Source organism: Belnapia mucosa (genome assembly GCF_016775475.1).
Classification (GTDB): Bacteria; Pseudomonadota; Alphaproteobacteria; order Acetobacterales; family Acetobacteraceae; genus Belnapia; species Belnapia mucosa.
This window is the reverse complement of sequence record NZ_JAEUXJ010000032.1, coordinates 1-16864: the sequence shown is the minus strand read 5'-3', so window position 1 is coordinate 16864 and position 16864 is coordinate 1. Positions and strand designations below refer to the sequence as shown.

13 protein-coding genes are annotated in these 16864 nt (G+C 63.7%); 8 read left to right on the top strand and 5 right to left on the bottom strand.

Going from position 1 to position 16864, the window contains the following annotated elements:
- The first annotated feature begins 674 nt into the window (after positions 1 to 674).
- The 4 genes from JMJ55_RS31820 to JMJ55_RS28630 all read left to right on the top strand — a co-directional run bounded on the left by JMJ55_RS31820 (position 675) and on the right by JMJ55_RS28630 (position 3682).
- On the top strand, positions 675 to 1190 hold the full coding sequence (locus JMJ55_RS31820) for an amidohydrolase family protein (RefSeq protein WP_202829026.1): 516 nt from the start codon (positions 675 to 677) through the stop codon (positions 1188 to 1190).
- Positions 1165 to 1710: an adenosine deaminase family protein gene (locus JMJ55_RS31815; RefSeq protein WP_202829025.1), complete on the top strand. Its 546-nt coding sequence runs from the start codon at positions 1165 to 1167 to the stop codon at positions 1708 to 1710. Before JMJ55_RS31820 ends, JMJ55_RS31815 begins: the two co-directional genes overlap by 26 nt.
- Before the next feature lie 636 nt (positions 1711 to 2346).
- Positions 2347 to 3066 carry a ParA family protein gene (locus JMJ55_RS28635; protein WP_202829024.1) on the top strand — a complete coding sequence of 240 codons (720 nt, stop codon included), beginning with the start codon at positions 2347 to 2349 and terminating at the stop codon, positions 3064 to 3066.
- The gene (locus tag JMJ55_RS28630) at positions 3053 to 3682 is read left to right on the top strand and encodes a DUF3102 domain-containing protein (protein ID WP_202829023.1); all 630 of its coding nucleotides are present in this window, start codon (positions 3053 to 3055) and stop codon (positions 3680 to 3682) included. The genes JMJ55_RS28635 and JMJ55_RS28630 overlap by 14 nt, the downstream gene beginning before the upstream one ends.
- 562 nt (positions 3683 to 4244) lie before the next feature.
- Here the strand turns inward: JMJ55_RS28630 and JMJ55_RS28625 are convergent.
- Positions 4245 to 5201, bottom strand: coding sequence for a replication protein RepA (locus JMJ55_RS28625; RefSeq protein WP_202829022.1), 957 nt, complete (start codon positions 5199 to 5201; stop codon positions 4245 to 4247).
- A 355-nt stretch (positions 5202 to 5556) separates the two neighbouring features.
- Between JMJ55_RS28625 and JMJ55_RS28620 the strand changes: the two genes are divergently transcribed.
- The 3 genes from JMJ55_RS28620 to JMJ55_RS28610 all read left to right on the top strand — a co-directional run bounded on the left by JMJ55_RS28620 (position 5557) and on the right by JMJ55_RS28610 (position 9653).
- The gene (locus JMJ55_RS28620; RefSeq protein WP_202829021.1) at positions 5557 to 6597 is read left to right on the top strand and encodes an Ldh family oxidoreductase; all 1041 of its coding nucleotides are present in this window, start codon (positions 5557 to 5559) and stop codon (positions 6595 to 6597) included.
- 547 nt (positions 6598 to 7144) lie between these two features.
- The gene (locus JMJ55_RS28615) at positions 7145 to 8227 is read left to right on the top strand and encodes an amidohydrolase family protein (protein WP_202829020.1); all 1083 of its coding nucleotides are present in this window, start codon (positions 7145 to 7147) and stop codon (positions 8225 to 8227) included.
- A gap of 238 nt (positions 8228 to 8465) precedes the next feature.
- Positions 8466 to 9653: an acyl-CoA dehydrogenase family protein gene (locus JMJ55_RS28610; protein WP_202829019.1), complete on the top strand. Its 1188-nt coding sequence runs from the start codon at positions 8466 to 8468 to the stop codon at positions 9651 to 9653.
- 82 nt (positions 9654 to 9735) lie between these two features.
- Here JMJ55_RS28610 and JMJ55_RS28605 read toward each other — a convergent pair whose 3' ends face one another.
- The 4 genes from JMJ55_RS28605 to JMJ55_RS28590 form a co-directional block, all read right to left on the bottom strand.
- Positions 9736 to 10692: a Bug family tripartite tricarboxylate transporter substrate binding protein gene (locus JMJ55_RS28605; protein ID WP_202829018.1), complete on the bottom strand. Its 957-nt coding sequence runs from the start codon at positions 10690 to 10692 to the stop codon at positions 9736 to 9738.
- A 503-nt stretch (positions 10693 to 11195) separates the two neighbouring features.
- Positions 11196 to 14549: a DEAD/DEAH box helicase gene (locus tag JMJ55_RS28600; protein ID WP_202829017.1), complete on the bottom strand. Its 3354-nt coding sequence runs from the start codon at positions 14547 to 14549 to the stop codon at positions 11196 to 11198.
- A 295-nt stretch (positions 14550 to 14844) separates the two neighbouring features.
- The gene (locus JMJ55_RS28595) at positions 14845 to 15051 is read right to left on the bottom strand and encodes an AAA family ATPase (RefSeq protein WP_202829016.1); all 207 of its coding nucleotides are present in this window, start codon (positions 15049 to 15051) and stop codon (positions 14845 to 14847) included.
- A 25-nt stretch (positions 15052 to 15076) separates the two neighbouring features.
- Positions 15077 to 16261, bottom strand: a complete 1185-nt coding sequence (locus tag JMJ55_RS28590; protein ID WP_202829015.1) for a Fic family protein — start codon at positions 16259 to 16261, stop codon at positions 15077 to 15079.
- Between the two features lie 245 nt (positions 16262 to 16506).
- Between JMJ55_RS28590 and JMJ55_RS28585 the strand changes: the two genes are divergently transcribed.
- On the top strand, positions 16507 to 16788 hold the full coding sequence (locus tag JMJ55_RS28585; RefSeq protein ID WP_202829014.1) for a hypothetical protein: 282 nt from the start codon (positions 16507 to 16509) through the stop codon (positions 16786 to 16788).
- Positions 16789 to 16864: the final 76 nt, after the last annotated feature.

The window sequence follows — 16864 nt, the reverse complement described above, 5'->3', positions numbered from 1 at the left end:
CGCCAGGCTCAGGTTCAGCCCGAAGGGCTCGCAGCACGGACGACCAAGCAAAGCGGATGCGCAAAGGTTGGCCGTCCCGCTCCACCCGGTAGGTAACGGCTACGTCCCGGCTGGGGGGGAAGACCGGACGATCCTGGGCTGCAACAGGTTGGGCAGCATTGCCAAGCAGCAACAGGGCACTTGCGGCGATAACGCCAGACTTTATCAGGTGCGTGGTGGGTGTCGGGACGTTCCCAGATATTCCCATTGCCTGGCCCCACGTTCGCATTGAAGGTAGGCTACCATTGATCGTCACCCAGTCGCTCACCTTGTGCGCCCCACCTCCCTACTAGCTGTGGCAGGTTTATGTTGCGGTAACACCGCGTGGAGCAAGTGAGCGCCTACCAGCGGCAGTGGGCTCCCGTACGGCTTGTGGCTACAGCTGTTCGACCCGAAGTTGCTCCGCATACCCGCTGGCCCCATGTCCGTTGTTGATAGGTGAGCGGACAATACGGTCAGCATTTGGAATCGTCGGCTCTGCGCCCATCTCAGCCATCTGCATGCCACCGTCGGCTCCCCGAAAGCAGACATATTAGGCCAGGGAGCATATGGTCGGTTTGGATGGAAAGCTTCCATTCCATTTCAGGAATGAAGAGGACCGAAGCTGCCTTCCGCAACAGGTTAGACGCCTATAGATGACAGGCATGACCGATCTTGCTGCCTTCATTCGTTCGCTGCCAAAGGCGGAGCTCCACGTCCATCTGGAAGGGTGCGTCACACCCGAACAGGTGATCGCGATAGGGCGACGGAACGGCGTTAATCTGTTCGAGAGCGTGGACGCCGCGCGGGCCGCCTACGATGTGTCGAGCCTGGACGATTTCCTGAAGATTTTTGCGAAGGCATCGGAGGTCCTGCTACATGCAGACGACTTCTCCGAGGTAGCGTCAGCCTACTTCGACAAGGCGGCTGCTGACGGCGTTCGCCATGTCGAACTCATGCTCGATCCGCAAGCTCACACGACACGCGGAGTTGCAGTTGGAACGGTCCTCAATGGGCTTATGAAGGCCCGGGACCATGCGAGCCGCAACGGTCTTTCCACCCTCCTCATTTTAAATTTCATGCGAGCGAGAGGAGGAAGAAGCGCTGGAACTGCTGGCGTCCCTAGATATCTACAGCCAGCACATTGTGGCGCTCGGGATCGACTCGGCTGAAACTGGCTATCCGCCCCGAAAATTCGCCCGCCTTTTCCAGAAGGCGCGCACGATGGGGCTCAAGCTCGTAGCCCATGCCGGGTTCGAAGGTCCGCCGAGGGACATCGAGGAGGCGATCGACTTCCTTCAGGTGGATCGCCTGGACCACGGTAATCGGGTCTACGAGAGGCCGGAACTGGCTCGCCGGCTTGGCGACGCCGGCACCGCCGTGACGGTTTGCCCGCGCGCGGAGGTCCAGTTGGGGGTGGTAGCGTCGCTCGCCGAGCATCCCGTTCGCCGGATGCTCGTGGACGGGATGCGACCTTCGCTGCATTCCGACGATCCGGCCTGGTTCGGCTCCGCCACAGAGAACTATATTGCGCTCGCGCAGGAGAATGCGTTGACGCGCTCGGAAGTTCGCCAACTCGTTCGCAACAGCTTCACAACCAGCTTCCTTCCCGCATCGTCGGTGCGCCTCCATCTCGCGGAGCTCGACGCAAAAGCTGAAGGTAGTTTGCGGGGGACCAATGACCGCCTTTGAGCACTTCCGTTTTTGCTGAGAACGGCTGGAAAGGGTCGGGCCCAGCTACCAATGGGTGGCTGCCGAACGGCAGCTTTCCTTCGCTACCTGCTTACAGAGGGACGTGCCGCTTTCGGCCAAACTACGCCAGCGAGCGCCGGTCTGACGCCGAACACCATCAGGGCTGGCGCGGCCGGAGCCTTTGGCCTTGGGGCGCCGTGTTAAGGACAGGGTTTTGCAGGTCGGGCGCCCGGCTGCAGGCAGCGGAAGCTGGCCTGGTAGGCGGCTCACACCTCGCCAGAGGTGACCGTCACGACCTCGCGCTTCAGGATAGGAGCGGCCGGCGGTGACGGGGTTGCCCGTCTTGAGTAGCTGTAGCATTGAGCGCTGCCGTCCATGCTTGGTAATGTCAGTTACCGCGCATGACTGGCGGCAGCTTGGTGCTGAGGACTGTGGGCACCCTAAATGACGGTATCTGCTCGCGGCAGCCACGGCATAGGCGCTTGCTCATTGCACTAAGCAAAAGTTTAGCCGGCTAAATCTTTGGTCGCCGGAGTTCGCTTAACGTACCTGTGGCTAGATCAACCCTACGCATGATACCCCTACGGCGCGGCACGAAAGGACCGGGGGGTTCCCTGCCGCACAAGGGACCAAGCAATGCTGCGGATTGTCATCAGCAGCCCCAAAGGGGGATGCGGAAAGACGAACACGGCACGAAATCTCGCCGCTGCCGCTGCCCACGATGGCTTTACTGTCTCTACCGCCGACCTCGATCCGCAGCGAACCCTTACGCGATGGGCGCGGCGGCGACCAGGCGATGTGCCGGGTATCGTGCATTACCAAGTGGATTGGATGGACGCTGAGGCGCTGACAGCTAACGATGGTATCGAGCCCAGCGATGTCCTCTTCATCGACACCCCGCCGAGCATCGAGGCCCATCCGGTTGAGATGCGCCGCCTCATTACTGTAGCCGACCTCATCCTCGTTCCATGCCGCGCCTCCTTCGATGATGTCGAATCGGCCGTGCCGTATCTAAAGGCGCTGCGCACTAGCGGGGCGAAGCCCATCGTCGTGATTAACTTCTCCCGGCCGCGTCTCAATGTCGCCGCTGAGAAGGGGATGCTGTTGACGGCAGCTGAGCTCTGCCCCATCGAGCTAGGCGAGCGAGCGGATTATAACCGGGCCGGCTCGAAGGGGTATGGACTGGTCGATGTCACTGGCCATGTTGGCGGCGATGAAATCCGAACCCTTTGGGCGTTCGTAAAACAGCGGCTTGGAATCGAAAGACCACCGCGCCAGGTGGAAGTGAAGCCGAAGCCGCAACCGAAGCCAAAGGCTCGCAGCCGCAAGCGGGAGGCCGCTCATGGCGCGGCTTAGCCCCACCGTCCCGAAGAAGCTGCTCGCCGACCGCAGGCCGCCCGTTGAGGTGATGCCTGAGGGTGATGGGCGAATCGAGATTTTAAATAGCGCTCTCGTGCGCTACGAGCGCCGAGAGGACTTCGCTCGGGAGATCAACACTCTCTGGCAGCGGGCACAGGCAACCTTCCTTACCATTGGGAGGTATCTGAACATGGCAAAGAGTCAGCTCCCCCATGGCGAATTTAACGCGATGATCGAGCGCGATCTGCCATTCTCGCCACGCACCGCTTTTCAAATTAGGGCGGCGACTGTCGCGGTAGAGAGTGGCCGGCTGCCATCCGATCGGCTGCCGCAGAACTACACAACCATCTATTATCTCTCGACATTACCTGATGATGCGTTGGAAAAGGCCAAGCAAAGCGGGCTGCTGCGACCTGACCTTCGACGTTCAGAAGTGGTCGCATTCAAAAAGAAAATCCTGGAGGCAGGGGAGGCCGAAATAGAACACGGCGAAGCTACGGCTCAGCGACTCGCCGCCCTTCGTCGCCAGAAGGCCGCCATTGAGGAAGAAATTTCTCGGCTTGAGCGCGCAGTTGCACAAAATATGAGTGGTGGCGAAGGACCGGATCGTTAGAGCGGCTTGATGCTGAACGGAAGCAGGGGCCTGATTTGGCGCTGTTGACGCAGTTGCGGCCAAGCTATGCGCTCTTAGGTATGCGTTTCGAGCATAATGCACCCCGCCAGCGAATCTCGAAGATTCGTTACTGTATCCCGAAGTGATCGCCCCATGAGACTGTCTTGAAACAGCGTGGCGACCTGATGCTCTCGGTTGATTAAGCTGCCTTGAAAAGGCAGGCACCATCGCTGGCTAGAAGCTGTTCGACCAAGACGAGTGGGGTGCAGGGAGGTACGGCCGGACGTCTCGGTCCTTGGTACAAGTTACATCTCACTGCGGACGCCGGTACCAGCGGGATCACACGAATCACTGCGGATGAGGCATACGACAGTGCGCCGGTGGCGGTGGCCATCTCCAATCACCAACATGATCCACCGCCAGACATCGTCATCCCGCCGCGAGCCTCGACCGTGCATTCAGTCGTCGCTAGGAGCAGCAACAGCCTGTCCACCACCTTCTTCCCACGCCAAGCACATCAACTACTACGATACATTGCGAAGGTTGTGAGAAGGTGAATGCTTTAGGCAGAGGGCTTCGCTAGGGCGTGGACTTTACCAGGGGCCACTACCGTGCGAGGTGCGACAGGCGGGCGAGAGGGATGAAGGGTCACACCACGGTCATCGAGGTCGACCTTGGCATGCCGGTAGACAGCCAAGGCGAGCTTCAGGTTCTCGAGGAAGGTGGGCTTGAAATTGTCCATACGGGCAGTGCCGGCCCCAAACTGGCCCTTGAGGGCCGACCAGCTGACAGGTGTGGACTTTGCCAGGGCGTGTAGGCGGTAGGCCAGCCAAGCATAGATGTCCAGCGCTACCGAGTTGTTGGCAATAGCGCGGATGGCTGCTTCCTCGACAGGGACTGGGTGTTTGCGCAGCTGCTCGAAAAAGACCTCCGAAAGCCTCGCAGTTTCGGTGAACAGGTCGCCTTGCGCCGGATCTTCGCTGGGGACGAACATGGCGGTATCAACTACGTTCTGGTTGACTAGGCCGACCTTGCCGCCAGCCACTTTGATGTGGAAGGTCAGGCGGCAGCGGGCGATGCGTTCAGCCTGCTCCCGTACATCCTTGAGGGACTTGCCGCCGATGGTGATGCCCATACGGGCCAACCAGTCACGCATGCTGCGCCCCAATACGACGTCGCGCGAGCCGGTGCGGAGAGCTTCGCTTTGCAAGTAAAGCATGATGAGGCGGGCGCGGCTGCCGTAAGGCACGCCGCCGGGCACCAGCTGTCCTTCGGCATTAGGCCTCAGACCTGGCTCCACCGCCATCGTCAAGCGGTCACTGACGATCTGCCAGGATAGGCCATCGGCGAGCCGGCGGTGGGGCAACGCGGCCTGGCACCAGCCAGAGTAGAGGAAGCCGATGCCAGCCTCTTCATCAGCCATATAGGAGGCTGCTGCCTCAACCACGCTGCGAGCTATGTCGGCCTCTAGCGCGCCAGCCTTCCCGCGAGCCTCGATGATGTCATGCACGGTGCCCATGGGTTGTGAACATGCGCTGGCAGCGGCACGATGTCGCCGTGGACTTTGCCAGGGCAGCTACTAGGACAGGATAATTGAACTTCGTATTAGAAGTAGCCTGTCAAAGTCCACGGGATAAAGATCGCCAAGCCATTGATTTCGCTCACCGCTATTCTCGGTTCCCTCCTGGTAAAGTCCACACCCCTCCTGCCATAGTCCACGCTGCTCCTGTGGGTGCCCCTGGCAAAGTCCACACCTCAAGGCCGGGACTCGGCCGAGACTCGGCCGAGACTCACAGCGATCATGCAGCAACGGCTCCCTTTCGTTGACCGCGCTTTGGCGCGAGGCTGCCTCCAACAGGATACGGGAGGACATCATGCCGAAGATCCAGGCCGAGGCGCTGCGTGTGCTGGGCCGCGCCCTGCTGGTCGCCAATGGCGTGCCAGAGGAGGAGGCGGCAACCGTCGCTCGCCACGTGGTCAATGCCAACCTCGCCGGCCATGACAGCCACGGAATGATCATGCTGCCGAACTACATCGAGCGGGTGAAGGCCGGACATATCGTCCCCGGGGCGCCCTTCACCATCGTTCAGGAAAGCCCCACCACCACGGTGGTCGACGGCAATTGGGGCTTCGGTTACGTCATCAACGAGCGCGCGATGGCGCTGACCATCGAGAAGGCCGGGAAGAACAACATCGCCGCCACCACGGTCTTCCGCCAGGGCCATGTCGGCCGGCTGGCGAGCTACCCGCTGATGGCGGCGAAGGCGGGCATGATCGGCATGGCCTGGGCCGATAGCGGCCGATCGCCCAAGGGCGTCGCCCCGTTCGGCGGCCGGGAGGCGCGTCTCGGCACCAACCCCTGGGCCATCGCCGTGCCTTCCGACCTCGACGGACCTTTCTGCATGGATTTCGCCACCTCCGCCGTGGCGATGGGCAAGATCAAGCTGGCCGAGGCACGCGGGCAGGAGATTCCGCTCGGCTGGGTAGTCGACAAGGATGGCGACCTCACCACCGACCCGGCGGGGATCAAGGGCGGCGCGCTGCTGCCGCTCGGCGGGACGGAGGGCTACAAAGGCACCGCCCTGGCGGCGATGGGCGAAATCTTCTGCGGCATCCTCACCGGCCTCGGCTTCGGCGTCGAGCCTACGGGTCGGCACAATGACGGCTGCTTCCTGATCGCCATCAAGGTCGAGGCCTTCCGGCCGCTGCTGACCTTCCGCAAGGAGGTCGCCGACTTTGCCCACTATCTAAAGGACACGCCACCGGCCAAGGGCAGCCAGGGCGTGCTCTATCCGGGCGAGGTCGAGCACCGGGCGGAGCAGGCGCGCAGCAGCGCCGGCATCGAGGTCGAGGATGCGACGTGGCAGAAGCTTGGCGCGCTGGCTGCCGCGGGCGGAGTGGCAATGCCTGAATAAGAAAGGTTGCGGAGGGAAAAGGGCACCGTCAACTAGTGCAGCTAGTCGATGCTGCTCGCAGGCCGAAGCCGACGCTGGCTTAGCTCGCACACGTTGGCCGGTGCCTCACTGATCCCGACCACGCGGATCCCGCGCGACGTCTCGGGCGCCAGCGCTCGCGCATAGGCCTAGACGGCGACCAGCGCCGCAACGCTGGGGGGGAGCAAAGCCCTTGCCCGGCTCCGGCACCACTGCCGGCGGGCCGGCCTCGGCTGCCACAGCACTTTCTACCTCGCCCATGGTCCCCCGCCCACCCTCGGTCCGGCCTGAATTTTGGCGGTTATCCGCCATTGCGGCAAGCCTCTGCTCAATTGTGGTAAGGGGTGCTACCGTATGAAGTTCGCTACCAAGCCGTACTAACCGGCATGCGCTTCCCGCTTCTAGGCTGCTTGGGTGCAAAGCCCCACAGCCAGGTCAGGGTGCAGCGCAGCATCAAATCCCGCTGGCATTGCGGTGCGAAAGGCACGACCCTTTCAGACTAACTAAATAATCGAGGGGAAACGTCAGGATGAGCTCACGGCGGAATTTCGTCGGCACGGTCGGAGCACTGTTTTGCAGCTGCGGCCTGCTGCGCTCGGCGCACGCCCAGGGACCACGGCCGCAGCGCCAGGCGGTAGCCGTCGGTGGGCGGCAGGTGAGGACGATTGACGTCCATGCCCATTGCATCTTCCCCGAGGCCGCAGCGCTACAAGGCATGACGCGCGACCAGATCTACGCCGGTCCGCCCGGAGCGCGGGAAGCCACCATCGACAGCGTCGAGCAACGCTTCGCTGCCATGGACCGCCAAAAGGTGGACGTAGAGGTGCTCTCGGTAAATCCGCATTGGTACAGCGCACCGCGCGACGTCGCCGCCCAGGTTGTGAAGAAGAGCAACGAGTCGATGGCGGAGCTTTGCGCCCGCTACCCCGATCGCTTCGCAGGCTTTGCGGGCCTGACGATGCAGGACCCGCAACTGGCGGTGCAGGAAATAGAGATAGCGATCCGCCGCCAAGGGTTGAAGGGCATCGCGGTTGGTGCCGAGGTTGGCACCAAGGAACTGTCAGACCGCAGCTTCGACCCAGTGTGGCAAAAGGCCGAGGAGCTGGGCGCGGTGGTGTTCATCCACCCGCAAAGCGTGCCGCAGCTGGACCAGCGGCTGCGTGGCAATGGTTATCTCACCAACGTCATCGGCAACCCGCTGGGCACTACTATTGCCCTAGCACATTTGATCTTCGAGGGAGTGTTCGACCGCGCCCCGGGCCTGAAAGTGATCGCGGCGCACGGCGGCGGCTTCCTGGCGCACTACGCCGATCGCTTCGACCATGGCTGCCGGCTAAACCCAGCGGCCTGCGACAACTCGATCACGCTTAAGAAAAAGCCAACCGAGTATCTGAAACAGATCTGGTTCGACAGCTTGGTCTTCACGCCGGAAGCTATACGCCATCTACAAGCGGTGGCCGGGCCAAACCAAATCGTCTTGGGGAGCGACTGGCCCTATCCTTGGGTGTATGACCCAGTCGACCACATCATGGCCTCGGACTCTCTGAACGACGAGCAGAAGCGCGGTGTGCTCGGCGAGACGGCAGCGAAGCTGCTCAACATCCCAACTTAGCCCCTGATCCTGCCTGGCGGGAAGCGCACGAGCCTTCCCGCCAACGCAGGAGGAAACATGGCCAAGGGCCAGCTAATGGCGCGTGCCAAGCTGCGTCCTTACCCACAATCTCATGCTTCTCGTCGACAAAACCTGAGAATTTGGGTGGTGCATCAGAACCCTTCATTGACATGAGCGACGACCGGCATGGAGATTTGGTCGGGCGACCGAGCCGAGGGGGCTTAGAATGACTACGGCGATGGAGACCGCCAATATTGCTTCGGTGTTAGGCCGCACAGACCCGGTGTCACGCGCTCGGGCTATCGCGCCGGCAATTGCTGCCGCTGCGCCAAGGATCGAAGCAGACAAGGCCCTGCCCCTGGACGTACTGGACCTTATGCATGGCGCCAGGCTGTTCCGGACCCTCCTGCCGAAAGCCTATGGTGGGGAGCAAGTCACGCCTTCCGTGTTCTTCCGAATGCAAGAGGTCATCGCCGCTGCCGATGGCTCGACCGGCTGGTGCCTCGGCCAAGCCTCCGGCTGCTCCTTTGCGGCTGCCTACATGGCGCCGGAAGCAGCGAGCGAAATTTGGGGGAATTCGCGTGCCGTTGTGGCCTGGGGCTTTGGAAATGGTACTGCACAAGTCGTTCCTGGAGGCTACCGCGTCAGTGGGACTTGGAGCTTCGCCAGCGGAAATCGACATGCGACCTGGATAGGTGGTCATTGTCGTATCAAGGAGGCGGATGGGTCCATCCGTATGGCTGCAGGGGGCACCCCGGTTGAGCGCACCATGATGGTACAGCGGGATGTGCCGCGCTTCCACGATGTGTGGGATGTGGTTGGGCTGCGCGGCACGAACAGCGACACCTACACGATCGAGGATATCTTTGTTCCTGAAGAGTATAGTGTCTGCCGAGACAGCGACGCAGAGCGGTGGATTCAGGGCCCGCTGTATCAGTTCACCACGAGCCAGCTTTACTCCGCCGGTTTCGCTGGGGTCTCACTCGGTATCGGCCGCGGGTTGCTCGACGCCCTTGTCAGTCTCGCTCGGGGTAAGACTGCTGCAGCGACGACGAAGCCGATGCGGGATAGCGAGGTTCTTCAGAACGGCATCGCCCAGAACGAGGCGAAGCTGCGGTCGGCTCGTGCCTGGCTGATTGAGGTACTGGATGAGGCCTATGAGGTCGCCGCAACGGCCGGCCACATCACCACTCGTGAGCGAGCGATGATTCGGCTAGCCACGACCTCGGCGATCCACCGCGCCAAGGAAGTCGCCGAATGGGCCTATCACGAGGCTGGAGCCAGCGCGATCATGCAATCTTCGCCCTTCGAACGGAGAATGCGCGATATCCATGCCTCCGCGCAGCAAGTGCACGGGCGGACCGCGCACTTGGAGTTGTGCGGGCAATATTTTCTTGGGATGAATCCCTCGGGCCGGTTCTTCTGACGACCTGCACCAGAACCCCTGAACCATCGGCAAGCATGGCGGCGGGGAAGCGCCTCGGCCGGGTAGGCGATGCCAAGGCAGTCTATTCGGCGACTGCCCCGGCCCGCTGCGCCAGCGCACCCCACCGCTTTCCTTCACCAGCGATGAAGCTGGCGAATTCATCTGGCGTACGGCTGGCCACCGCTTCCGTGGCCGCCAGCGCGAAGCGGTGCTTTACATCCGGGATCTGCAGCACCTGGCCCACGACCTTATGCCAGAGATGGACGATCTCGGTCGGGGTGCCGGCGGGGCCTAAGATGCCTTGCCAGGAACTGGCGATAAAGTCGGGGTAGCCGCTCTCCACCATGGTCGGCACCTCGGGTAAGGTGGGGAGGCGCGTTGCTGTGGTCACAGCCAGAGCCTTCAGCCGGCCTGCCTGAATTTGGCTCACCGCGGAAGACAGGGTCACAAACAGGCCGTGCACGTCACCTGCGACTGCCGCCATCACCGCCGGCCCTGCCCCACCGGGATAGGGCACATGTACCATCTCCAGTCCGCCAGCCAGCTCCCGCAGCAGCTCCATCTCAAGCCGGTTCAGGCTGCCTGCACCGGGTGAGCCATAATTCGTCTTCCCAGGATTGGTGCGGGCGTAAGCGACCAGCTCTCGGACCGAGCTGAAGGGTGCCGATGGGTGTACGACCAGTGCATCCGGAGTTTCTGAAACCAGCGAAATGGCGGCGAAATCCTCGGTGGGCCGAGCGCGGAGCGTTCGCATAAAAACTGTTGGGTTGACCGCCAACGTGCCGACATTGCCGAGGAAAAAAGTATAGCCGTCAGGGGCAGCCCGCGCAGCGGCTTCCATACCGACATTCCCGGCGGCGCCGGTGCGGTTCTCTACGACTAGCTGCTGGCCAACTGCCGCCGAAAGGTGCGGTTGCATGATACGGGCCGCGAGATCGGTCGCGCCGCCCGGAGCGAACGGCACGATTAGCCGGACTGGCCGCTCCGGGTAAACCGCAGCGTGTGCGGCCGACAACCCTGCCGCTGACAGGCCGACCATAGCGAGCAATCCACGTCGATCGACCACAGCGTGCCTCCGCCAATGGTTCTAGTCTTCAAACGCCGGTGCGTTGACGATGCCACTGGAGCCGTTTCCGCACCAGCATGGCGTTGGTGAATGAGGCAGGTTAAGCCGGCCGTGATGCCCTCACCCTAACCATCTCAGGCGGCGCGAATGGAAATTATCTTTGGAATTCAGGCCCACATCGGACGAACGTCACGACCGAGAGCCTGATGAAGCTGACTGATGAGCCCACCATAAAAAACCCTATAAGGGGAGATTGGGTTGGCGGCACCCCGCTGCCATCCGCGCCTCTGGTGCAGTAACACCAGATGCATGAAGGTTTCACCCTTGGGCCCAGTTGGTCACCCGGTGCCATTCGTAGCATCAGCCCTACGGGCCGCAGGTCAGAACTTCGGCTGCTTGGCATAAGCTTTCTCTCCGCAGCAGGCCCAACCTGCAAAGCACGCGGACGCTGGCGGCAGCCCGGCTTGCCCGGCACGTCAGGTGGCCGCGAACAGCTCCTCCACATCGGCCTCGGTCAACCTCAATGCCCCGCCATGCTCCGCCTCCAAAACCGAAGCGACCAGCGCACGCTTGCGCTCTTTCAGCACCTCCATCTTCTCTTCGATTGTGCCGAGCGTGATCAGCCGGTGTACGAAGACCCGCTTGTCCTGACCGATCCGGTGAGCACGGTCTGTTGCCTGGTCTTCCACCGCTGGGCTCCACCACGGATCGTAGTGCACCACCGTGTCTGCCGCCGTCAGGTTCAGACCGACACCGCCGGCCTTCAAACTGATCAGGAAGACCGGCACCTCGCCGGCCTGAAAGCGGCTCACCGGTGCCGCGCGGTCCTTGGTGTCGCCGGTCAGCAGCACGTAGGGAATATCGCTTTTTTGCAGCGCCGCCTCGATCAGTGCCAGCATGCTGGTGAACTGGGAGAAGACCAGCACGCGCCGCCCCTCGTCGAGCAATACGCCGAGCAGGTCCAGCAGCCGCTCCAGCTTGGCCGAACCAGCTTTTTGCGCCGACTTCATCGCCAGCAACCGTGGGTCGCAGCAAGCTTGGCGCAGCTTCAGCAGCGCATCCAGGATGATGATGCCGGAGCGCGCCAAGCCCTTCTCGGCGACGGCCTGCTTGACCCTGGCGTGCATCGAAAGCCGGATCGCCTCGTAGACAGCGCGCTGCGGCGCTTCCATCTCTACTGGCTCAGTGATCTCGGTCTTGGGTGGCAACTCGGTCGCCACCTCCTCCTTGGTCCGCCGCAGCAGGAAGGGCCGCACGCGGCGGTGCAGCGCAGCCTGTCGCTCCGCGTCGCCATGCTTCTCGATCGGTGTGCGGTAACGGCTGCGGAAGCTCCTGGCGCTGCCGAGGAAACCCGGTGCCAGGAAGTCGAAGAGCGACCAGAGCTCGCCCAGGTGGTTCTGCAGCGGCGTGCCGGACAGGCAAAGCCGCTGCCGCGCGCGCAACTGCAGCGCCTGTCGCGTCGTCTCGGCATTGGGATTTTTGATGGTTTGTGCCTCGTCCAGCACCACCAGATGCCAGTCCTGCGTCGTCAGTGCCTCCTGGTCCCGCGTCAGCAGCGGGTAGGTCGTGAGCACCAGGTCATGCTTCGCAATCTCGCCGAAGCGGGTCTTCCGGGCCGGTCCGTGCAGCGACAGCACCCGCAGCGCGGGGGCGAAGCGCGCCGCCTCCCGCAGCCAGTTCGGCACCAGGCTGGTCGGACTGACGATCAGTGCCGGCCGGTCCAGCCGCCCGGCGGCGTGCTCAATGGCAAGGTGCGCCAGGGTCTGTACCGTCTTGCCGAGGCCCATGTCGTCTGCCAGCACCCCACCCAACCCGGCGCCGCGCAGGAACTGCAGCCAGGCAACACCCTGCGCCTGGTAGGGGCGGAGCGTGCCCCTGAAAGTCGCGGGCAGTTCGGCTGGCGGGATCGATCCCGCCGCCGCGCGGAGCTGGGCACCGAGTGCCCGCAGCGCCTCCCCGCCCTGCCAAGCGATGCCGGAACCTTCCTCAAGCTCGGCCAGCTCCGCCGCATCCATCCGGGTAAAGCCGATGCGCCCCGCCTCCGGATCGAGCGCGCCGCGCTCGAATATCTCCATGAGGGAATAGAGGATCGGCAAGATCTGCTCCCCCGGTAGGGAGAGCAGCCGCCCGTCGGGCAGGGGCAGCAGGACCGGACCTTCGGCGAATTCTTCTGGCCCTACCCCGGCGGCGATTAGGCTGAGCAGCACGGGAACGAGGTCCACCTGCTGCCCGGCCACCATCACGCCGAGATGCAGGTCCAGCCAGTCGATGCCGGAGCCTTCCTCCAGCCGTGCCTCCAGCGGACCTTCGGCCTCAACCAGGCGGATCGGGAAGTCGGAGGCGACCTCCACCTCCCAGCCATCCGCCCGCAGCGCCGGGACCTCCTCCTGCAACACAAAGAGCCAGTCGGGGTCATCCTCCGTCTCCTCTTCCAACAGGAATGCATCGGCGCCGGCCTGGGAGCCGGGCGGCAGCGACATCCCTGCCGCGACGAAACCGATGCCCAGCAGGCGTGCCACCGCGGCGCGCTCCGCCGCCGCGTCACGCCGCAGGCGGTAGAGCCGCCCCTCGCGCGCGACCACGTCCGTGCCGGACCGCGACGGGGCATAAGCGGCGCGCACATCATGGGCCACTAGCACCGGCCCATAACGAAAGCCGAGCCGCGCCATTGGAAAGTCCACCTCTGGCCGCAAGAGGCCCTGACCGTAGCTGCGCGTGGCATAGGCCGGCAGCCTGCCGGCGGTGAGCAATAGCCGCGGCACCGGCGGGCCAGGTAGCGTCTCCGGCGAATCGAGCGTCGCCGGCAGCGCCATCGCCGGTGCCGAGAGCCGCCGCCCCAGCTCAGCCGCGACCAGGGGCGCTGCCTCGGCCGGGATGGGCGGCGCGAGCAGCAGCCGTGCCGCGACATGCGCCGGCACACCAAGGTCGACCGACCCCAGCTCGCCGCTCACCGGGTCGGCATACCAGGGAGCCGGCAAGGCGAGGCCGAGCAGTCCTTCCGCTAAGTCCAGCGCGGAGCGTTGGCGTCCATCCGCCTCCAGCCGCCAGATGAGCCTGCCCGACCGCACGGGACCCTCCCGCAGCGGTACCCCATCCACCGCGGCCCAGCGGGCCCGGCCAGTGGCGATGATCCGGCGCAGCAGATCAGGCGGGTCTGCATCTCTGAGCATCCCCTCGGGCGCATAGCGCAGCAGGTCGATCCGCCGCAGGATCGCCCGGTCGGAGGGGCGCAAGTACCGTGCCGTTCCCGCCTGCGCCTGGACGCCCTTACCGGCACCGTAGCTGCCATCCTTCCGTAGGGTGACCGAGAAAGCCGCGACGTTCAGTGAGACTGGCCCCACCGACCGGGCAAGCGGCGCGACGACGTAGACGACACGTTGCCGAATGTCAGCGGGGTAGGCCTCCGGATCCGCCTCGTCGATCGCGGCGAGCTGACGCAGCCAGTCGGCGACCTCGGGCGGCAGTATCGGCTCTGCCGGGGCCGTGGCGGGCGTGGGCTGCGGAGCAGGACGCGGCACGTCGCCGCGTTCGCGCCGGGCGGCGAAGAGCGCCGCTGCAACGTGCTTGCAGTCGAGCCCGACCGGGCAACTGCAGATGCCGTCGAAATCGGTGCCGCCGTCGCGCCGAGGCTGCAGCGTGATGCGCACAGCATAGGGTCGCGGTGCCGAGCCTTTCACCTTCGCCTCGATCACGCGCCCGTTGGCAGACACGGAAAGGTGGCGCACCGCGCCACGCGCTGCATAGGCACGGCCAGCCGCCACCTCCGAATGCGACAGGGTGCGGAGCATGGCCGCGTCGTCTGGCAGTGGTGGCTGGGCGGAGATCGGCATCGCCGCCATCCTGCCGTTGCTGTCGGATGAAGGCCATGCTCGGCCGATATCAGCTCACGGCTCCGTTAGGAATGTCGGTCCGAGCAGAAAGCCTCGCTTCGGTGCCGAAGGGCAATCCGCCGCCACCTCTCCAACAGGCGTTCTTCGGCCTTCTCGCGCCTGCGTCGAGCTTGCCACCGTCGCCCCCGAAAGGACTCGGTTAGCGGCATCAGCACATGGGTGGCGGAGGCGGTTCAACTGCATCCGACGGGCCTTCCCTGTGCAGGATCGGTGAGGGCCCGTAGCCGACGGCAGCTTAGGACAGCCCTCTTCGCTCCCGCTCGATATCGAGATGCCGCTGCATCACCTCGAGCGTGTACAGCTTGATGAGCGCGTGGAGGAAGGCTGTCTTGCCGGCTCCATTGGGGCCCACGATCGCGGTGATTTCCGTCGAAACCGTAACCCGGAGGGGATCAGGACCGACAGAGCGGAAGTTGGAGACGGTGATGCTTTCAATCTGCACGGTGACGCAAGACCCAACTCGAGGGTTAGACGGCCGCCGGAAGAGGATCAGTGCCCTCGTTCAGGATGGCGAGGTAGCGGCGATAGCCGAAGACGCGTCCGCGCCGACGGCCGGTGACTTCCTCGACGATGGCGAGGCGCTCGAGGTCTGCAAGGGCGGCGTTGACGGTCGGCGCTGTCAGCCCGGTTCGCTCGACCAGTAGTTTTGCGGTCACAAAGGGGTTTTGCTGAAGGAGGTCGTGGAGGCGCAGGACGGATCCAGCCCGCTCGCTGTCGGCGGTGATCCGCTCGCGGTCTTCTTTGAAGAGCTGCACGATCCGCGTGGCGGCGTCGAACGCCTGGTTGGCGGTTTCGGCGACGCCTTCGAGGAAGAACTCGAGCCATGCCTCCCAGGCCCCGCGCTCGCGCACCTCCTGCAGCAGCCGGTAGTAGTCGGCTCGGTGCGCTTTCAAATACAAGCTGAGGTAGAGCAGTGGCGAGCGAAGAACGCCGTGAACGCACAGGAACAGTGTGACGAGAAGGCGTCCGATGCGACCATTGCCATCAAGGAACGGGTGGATAGTCTCGAACTGGACGTGGAGCAGCCCGGCCTTAATCAGCGCCGGCAGCCTGGACCGCTCCTCGTGCATGAAGGCTTCGAGCGCGCCAAGACAGGTGTCCAACTCCGTCGTGGGCGGCGGCACGAATAGCGCGTTGCCTGGGCGCGTACCGCCGATCCAGTTCTGCGAGCGCCGGAACTCGCCGGGATCTTTCGTGCCGCCGCGACCACTTTGCAGAAGCCGGGCGTGCATCTCGCGGATGAGCCGGAGCGAAAGGGGCAGCTCCTTCAGGCGTTCCAGCCCGTACATCATCGCGTCGACGTAGTTCGACACCTCGCGGATGTCGTCGATGGGCTGACCTGCCTGAGCTTCGGTTTCGAAGCGCAGGAGATCGGTGAGGGTCGACTGCGTGCCCTCGATCTGAGACGAGAGCACTGCCTCTTTACGGACGTACATGTATAGGAACAGCTCTTGGCGAGGCAGGAGCATGGTGATTCCGTCCAAACGGCCAAGCGCACGCTCCGCCAAGCTAAGCCGCTCAAGGAGAGCGAGCACGTCGATAGCCGGTTCCGGCGGGAGTGTCGGCGGGACGAAAGCGCGGACCGTCTCGCCTGCTGCGACGGTCTCGACAAAGCGGCCGAGCCGCGGGTTGGAAGCTGCGGCTCCGGCCATGTCGGGTCTATAGACCTCTGGCCTAATTAAACAAGAGAACGATGGCTTAATTAGCGGCCAACCTTATGTAAGGGGCCTTAAACAAGGATACCGGGCGATGTCCGCCCCCGGTCAGGCCTGAATTCGGCGGTTATCCGCGATTGCGGCAAGCCTCTGCTCACTTGTGGTAAGTGGTGGTTATCGCAAGTTAGGGTTCGCCGGATTCAGTCCTTCCTCCACTGCTCGTGGCACCCGACATCTACAGCATGAGCCCGCCGCCGAAGATCACGCCCGAGGAGCGCCGGCGCCGCACCGCGGATCAGCTGAAGACCATCCGGTTGCGGATGGCGATCGGCCGCGAGCTGAATGATCGAGGCATTACGACGCCCGCTGGGGTCGGCGCCGCCCTCGGGATGCGACCGGGCGAGGCGACTTCCCTGTTGAGCCGGAAGCAGTGGCGCGAAGGCGATGTGGCGCTGCTCGAGGCCGCGGCGGCTCGGCTCGGGGTGCAGGTGCCGGGCTCAGTAAGAGACGACTGGCCGAGCTAAGGGATTGAAGCGAAATAAGCACTTCATGGTGACTGTTGGTGGGGTGAGATGGTGTAGTTCCACTCGCCGTGGAACG

What these genes read in the sequence shown, in the direction of transcription:
- JMJ55_RS31820 (WP_202829026.1), top strand. Translation starts at nt 675, where the DNA reads ATGACAGGCATGACCGATCTTGCTGCCTTCATTCGTTCGCTGCCAAAG.
- JMJ55_RS28620 (WP_202829021.1), top strand. Translation starts at nt 5,557, where the DNA reads ATGCCGAAGATCCAGGCCGAGGCGCTGCGTGTGCTGGGCCGCGCCCTG.
- JMJ55_RS28635 (WP_202829024.1), top strand. Translation starts at nt 2,347, where the DNA reads ATGCTGCGGATTGTCATCAGCAGCCCCAAAGGGGGATGCGGAAAGACG.
- JMJ55_RS28585 (WP_202829014.1), top strand. Translation starts at nt 16,507, where the DNA reads ATGAGCCCGCCGCCGAAGATCACGCCCGAGGAGCGCCGGCGCCGCACC.
- JMJ55_RS28610 (WP_202829019.1), top strand. Translation starts at nt 8,466, where the DNA reads ATGGAGACCGCCAATATTGCTTCGGTGTTAGGCCGCACAGACCCGGTG.
- JMJ55_RS28615 (WP_202829020.1), top strand. Translation starts at nt 7,145, where the DNA reads ATGAGCTCACGGCGGAATTTCGTCGGCACGGTCGGAGCACTGTTTTGC.
- JMJ55_RS28590 (WP_202829015.1), bottom strand. Translation starts at nt 16,261, where the DNA reads ATGGCCGGAGCCGCAGCTTCCAACCCGCGGCTCGGCCGCTTTGTCGAG.
- JMJ55_RS28630 (WP_202829023.1), top strand. Translation starts at nt 3,053, where the DNA reads ATGGCGCGGCTTAGCCCCACCGTCCCGAAGAAGCTGCTCGCCGACCGC.
- JMJ55_RS28625 (WP_202829022.1), bottom strand. Translation starts at nt 5,201, where the DNA reads ATGGGCACCGTGCATGACATCATCGAGGCTCGCGGGAAGGCTGGCGCG.
- JMJ55_RS28605 (WP_202829018.1), bottom strand. Translation starts at nt 10,692, where the DNA reads ATGGTCGGCCTGTCAGCGGCAGGGTTGTCGGCCGCACACGCTGCGGTT.
- JMJ55_RS28600 (WP_202829017.1), bottom strand. Translation starts at nt 14,549, where the DNA reads ATGCCGATCTCCGCCCAGCCACCACTGCCAGACGACGCGGCCATGCTC.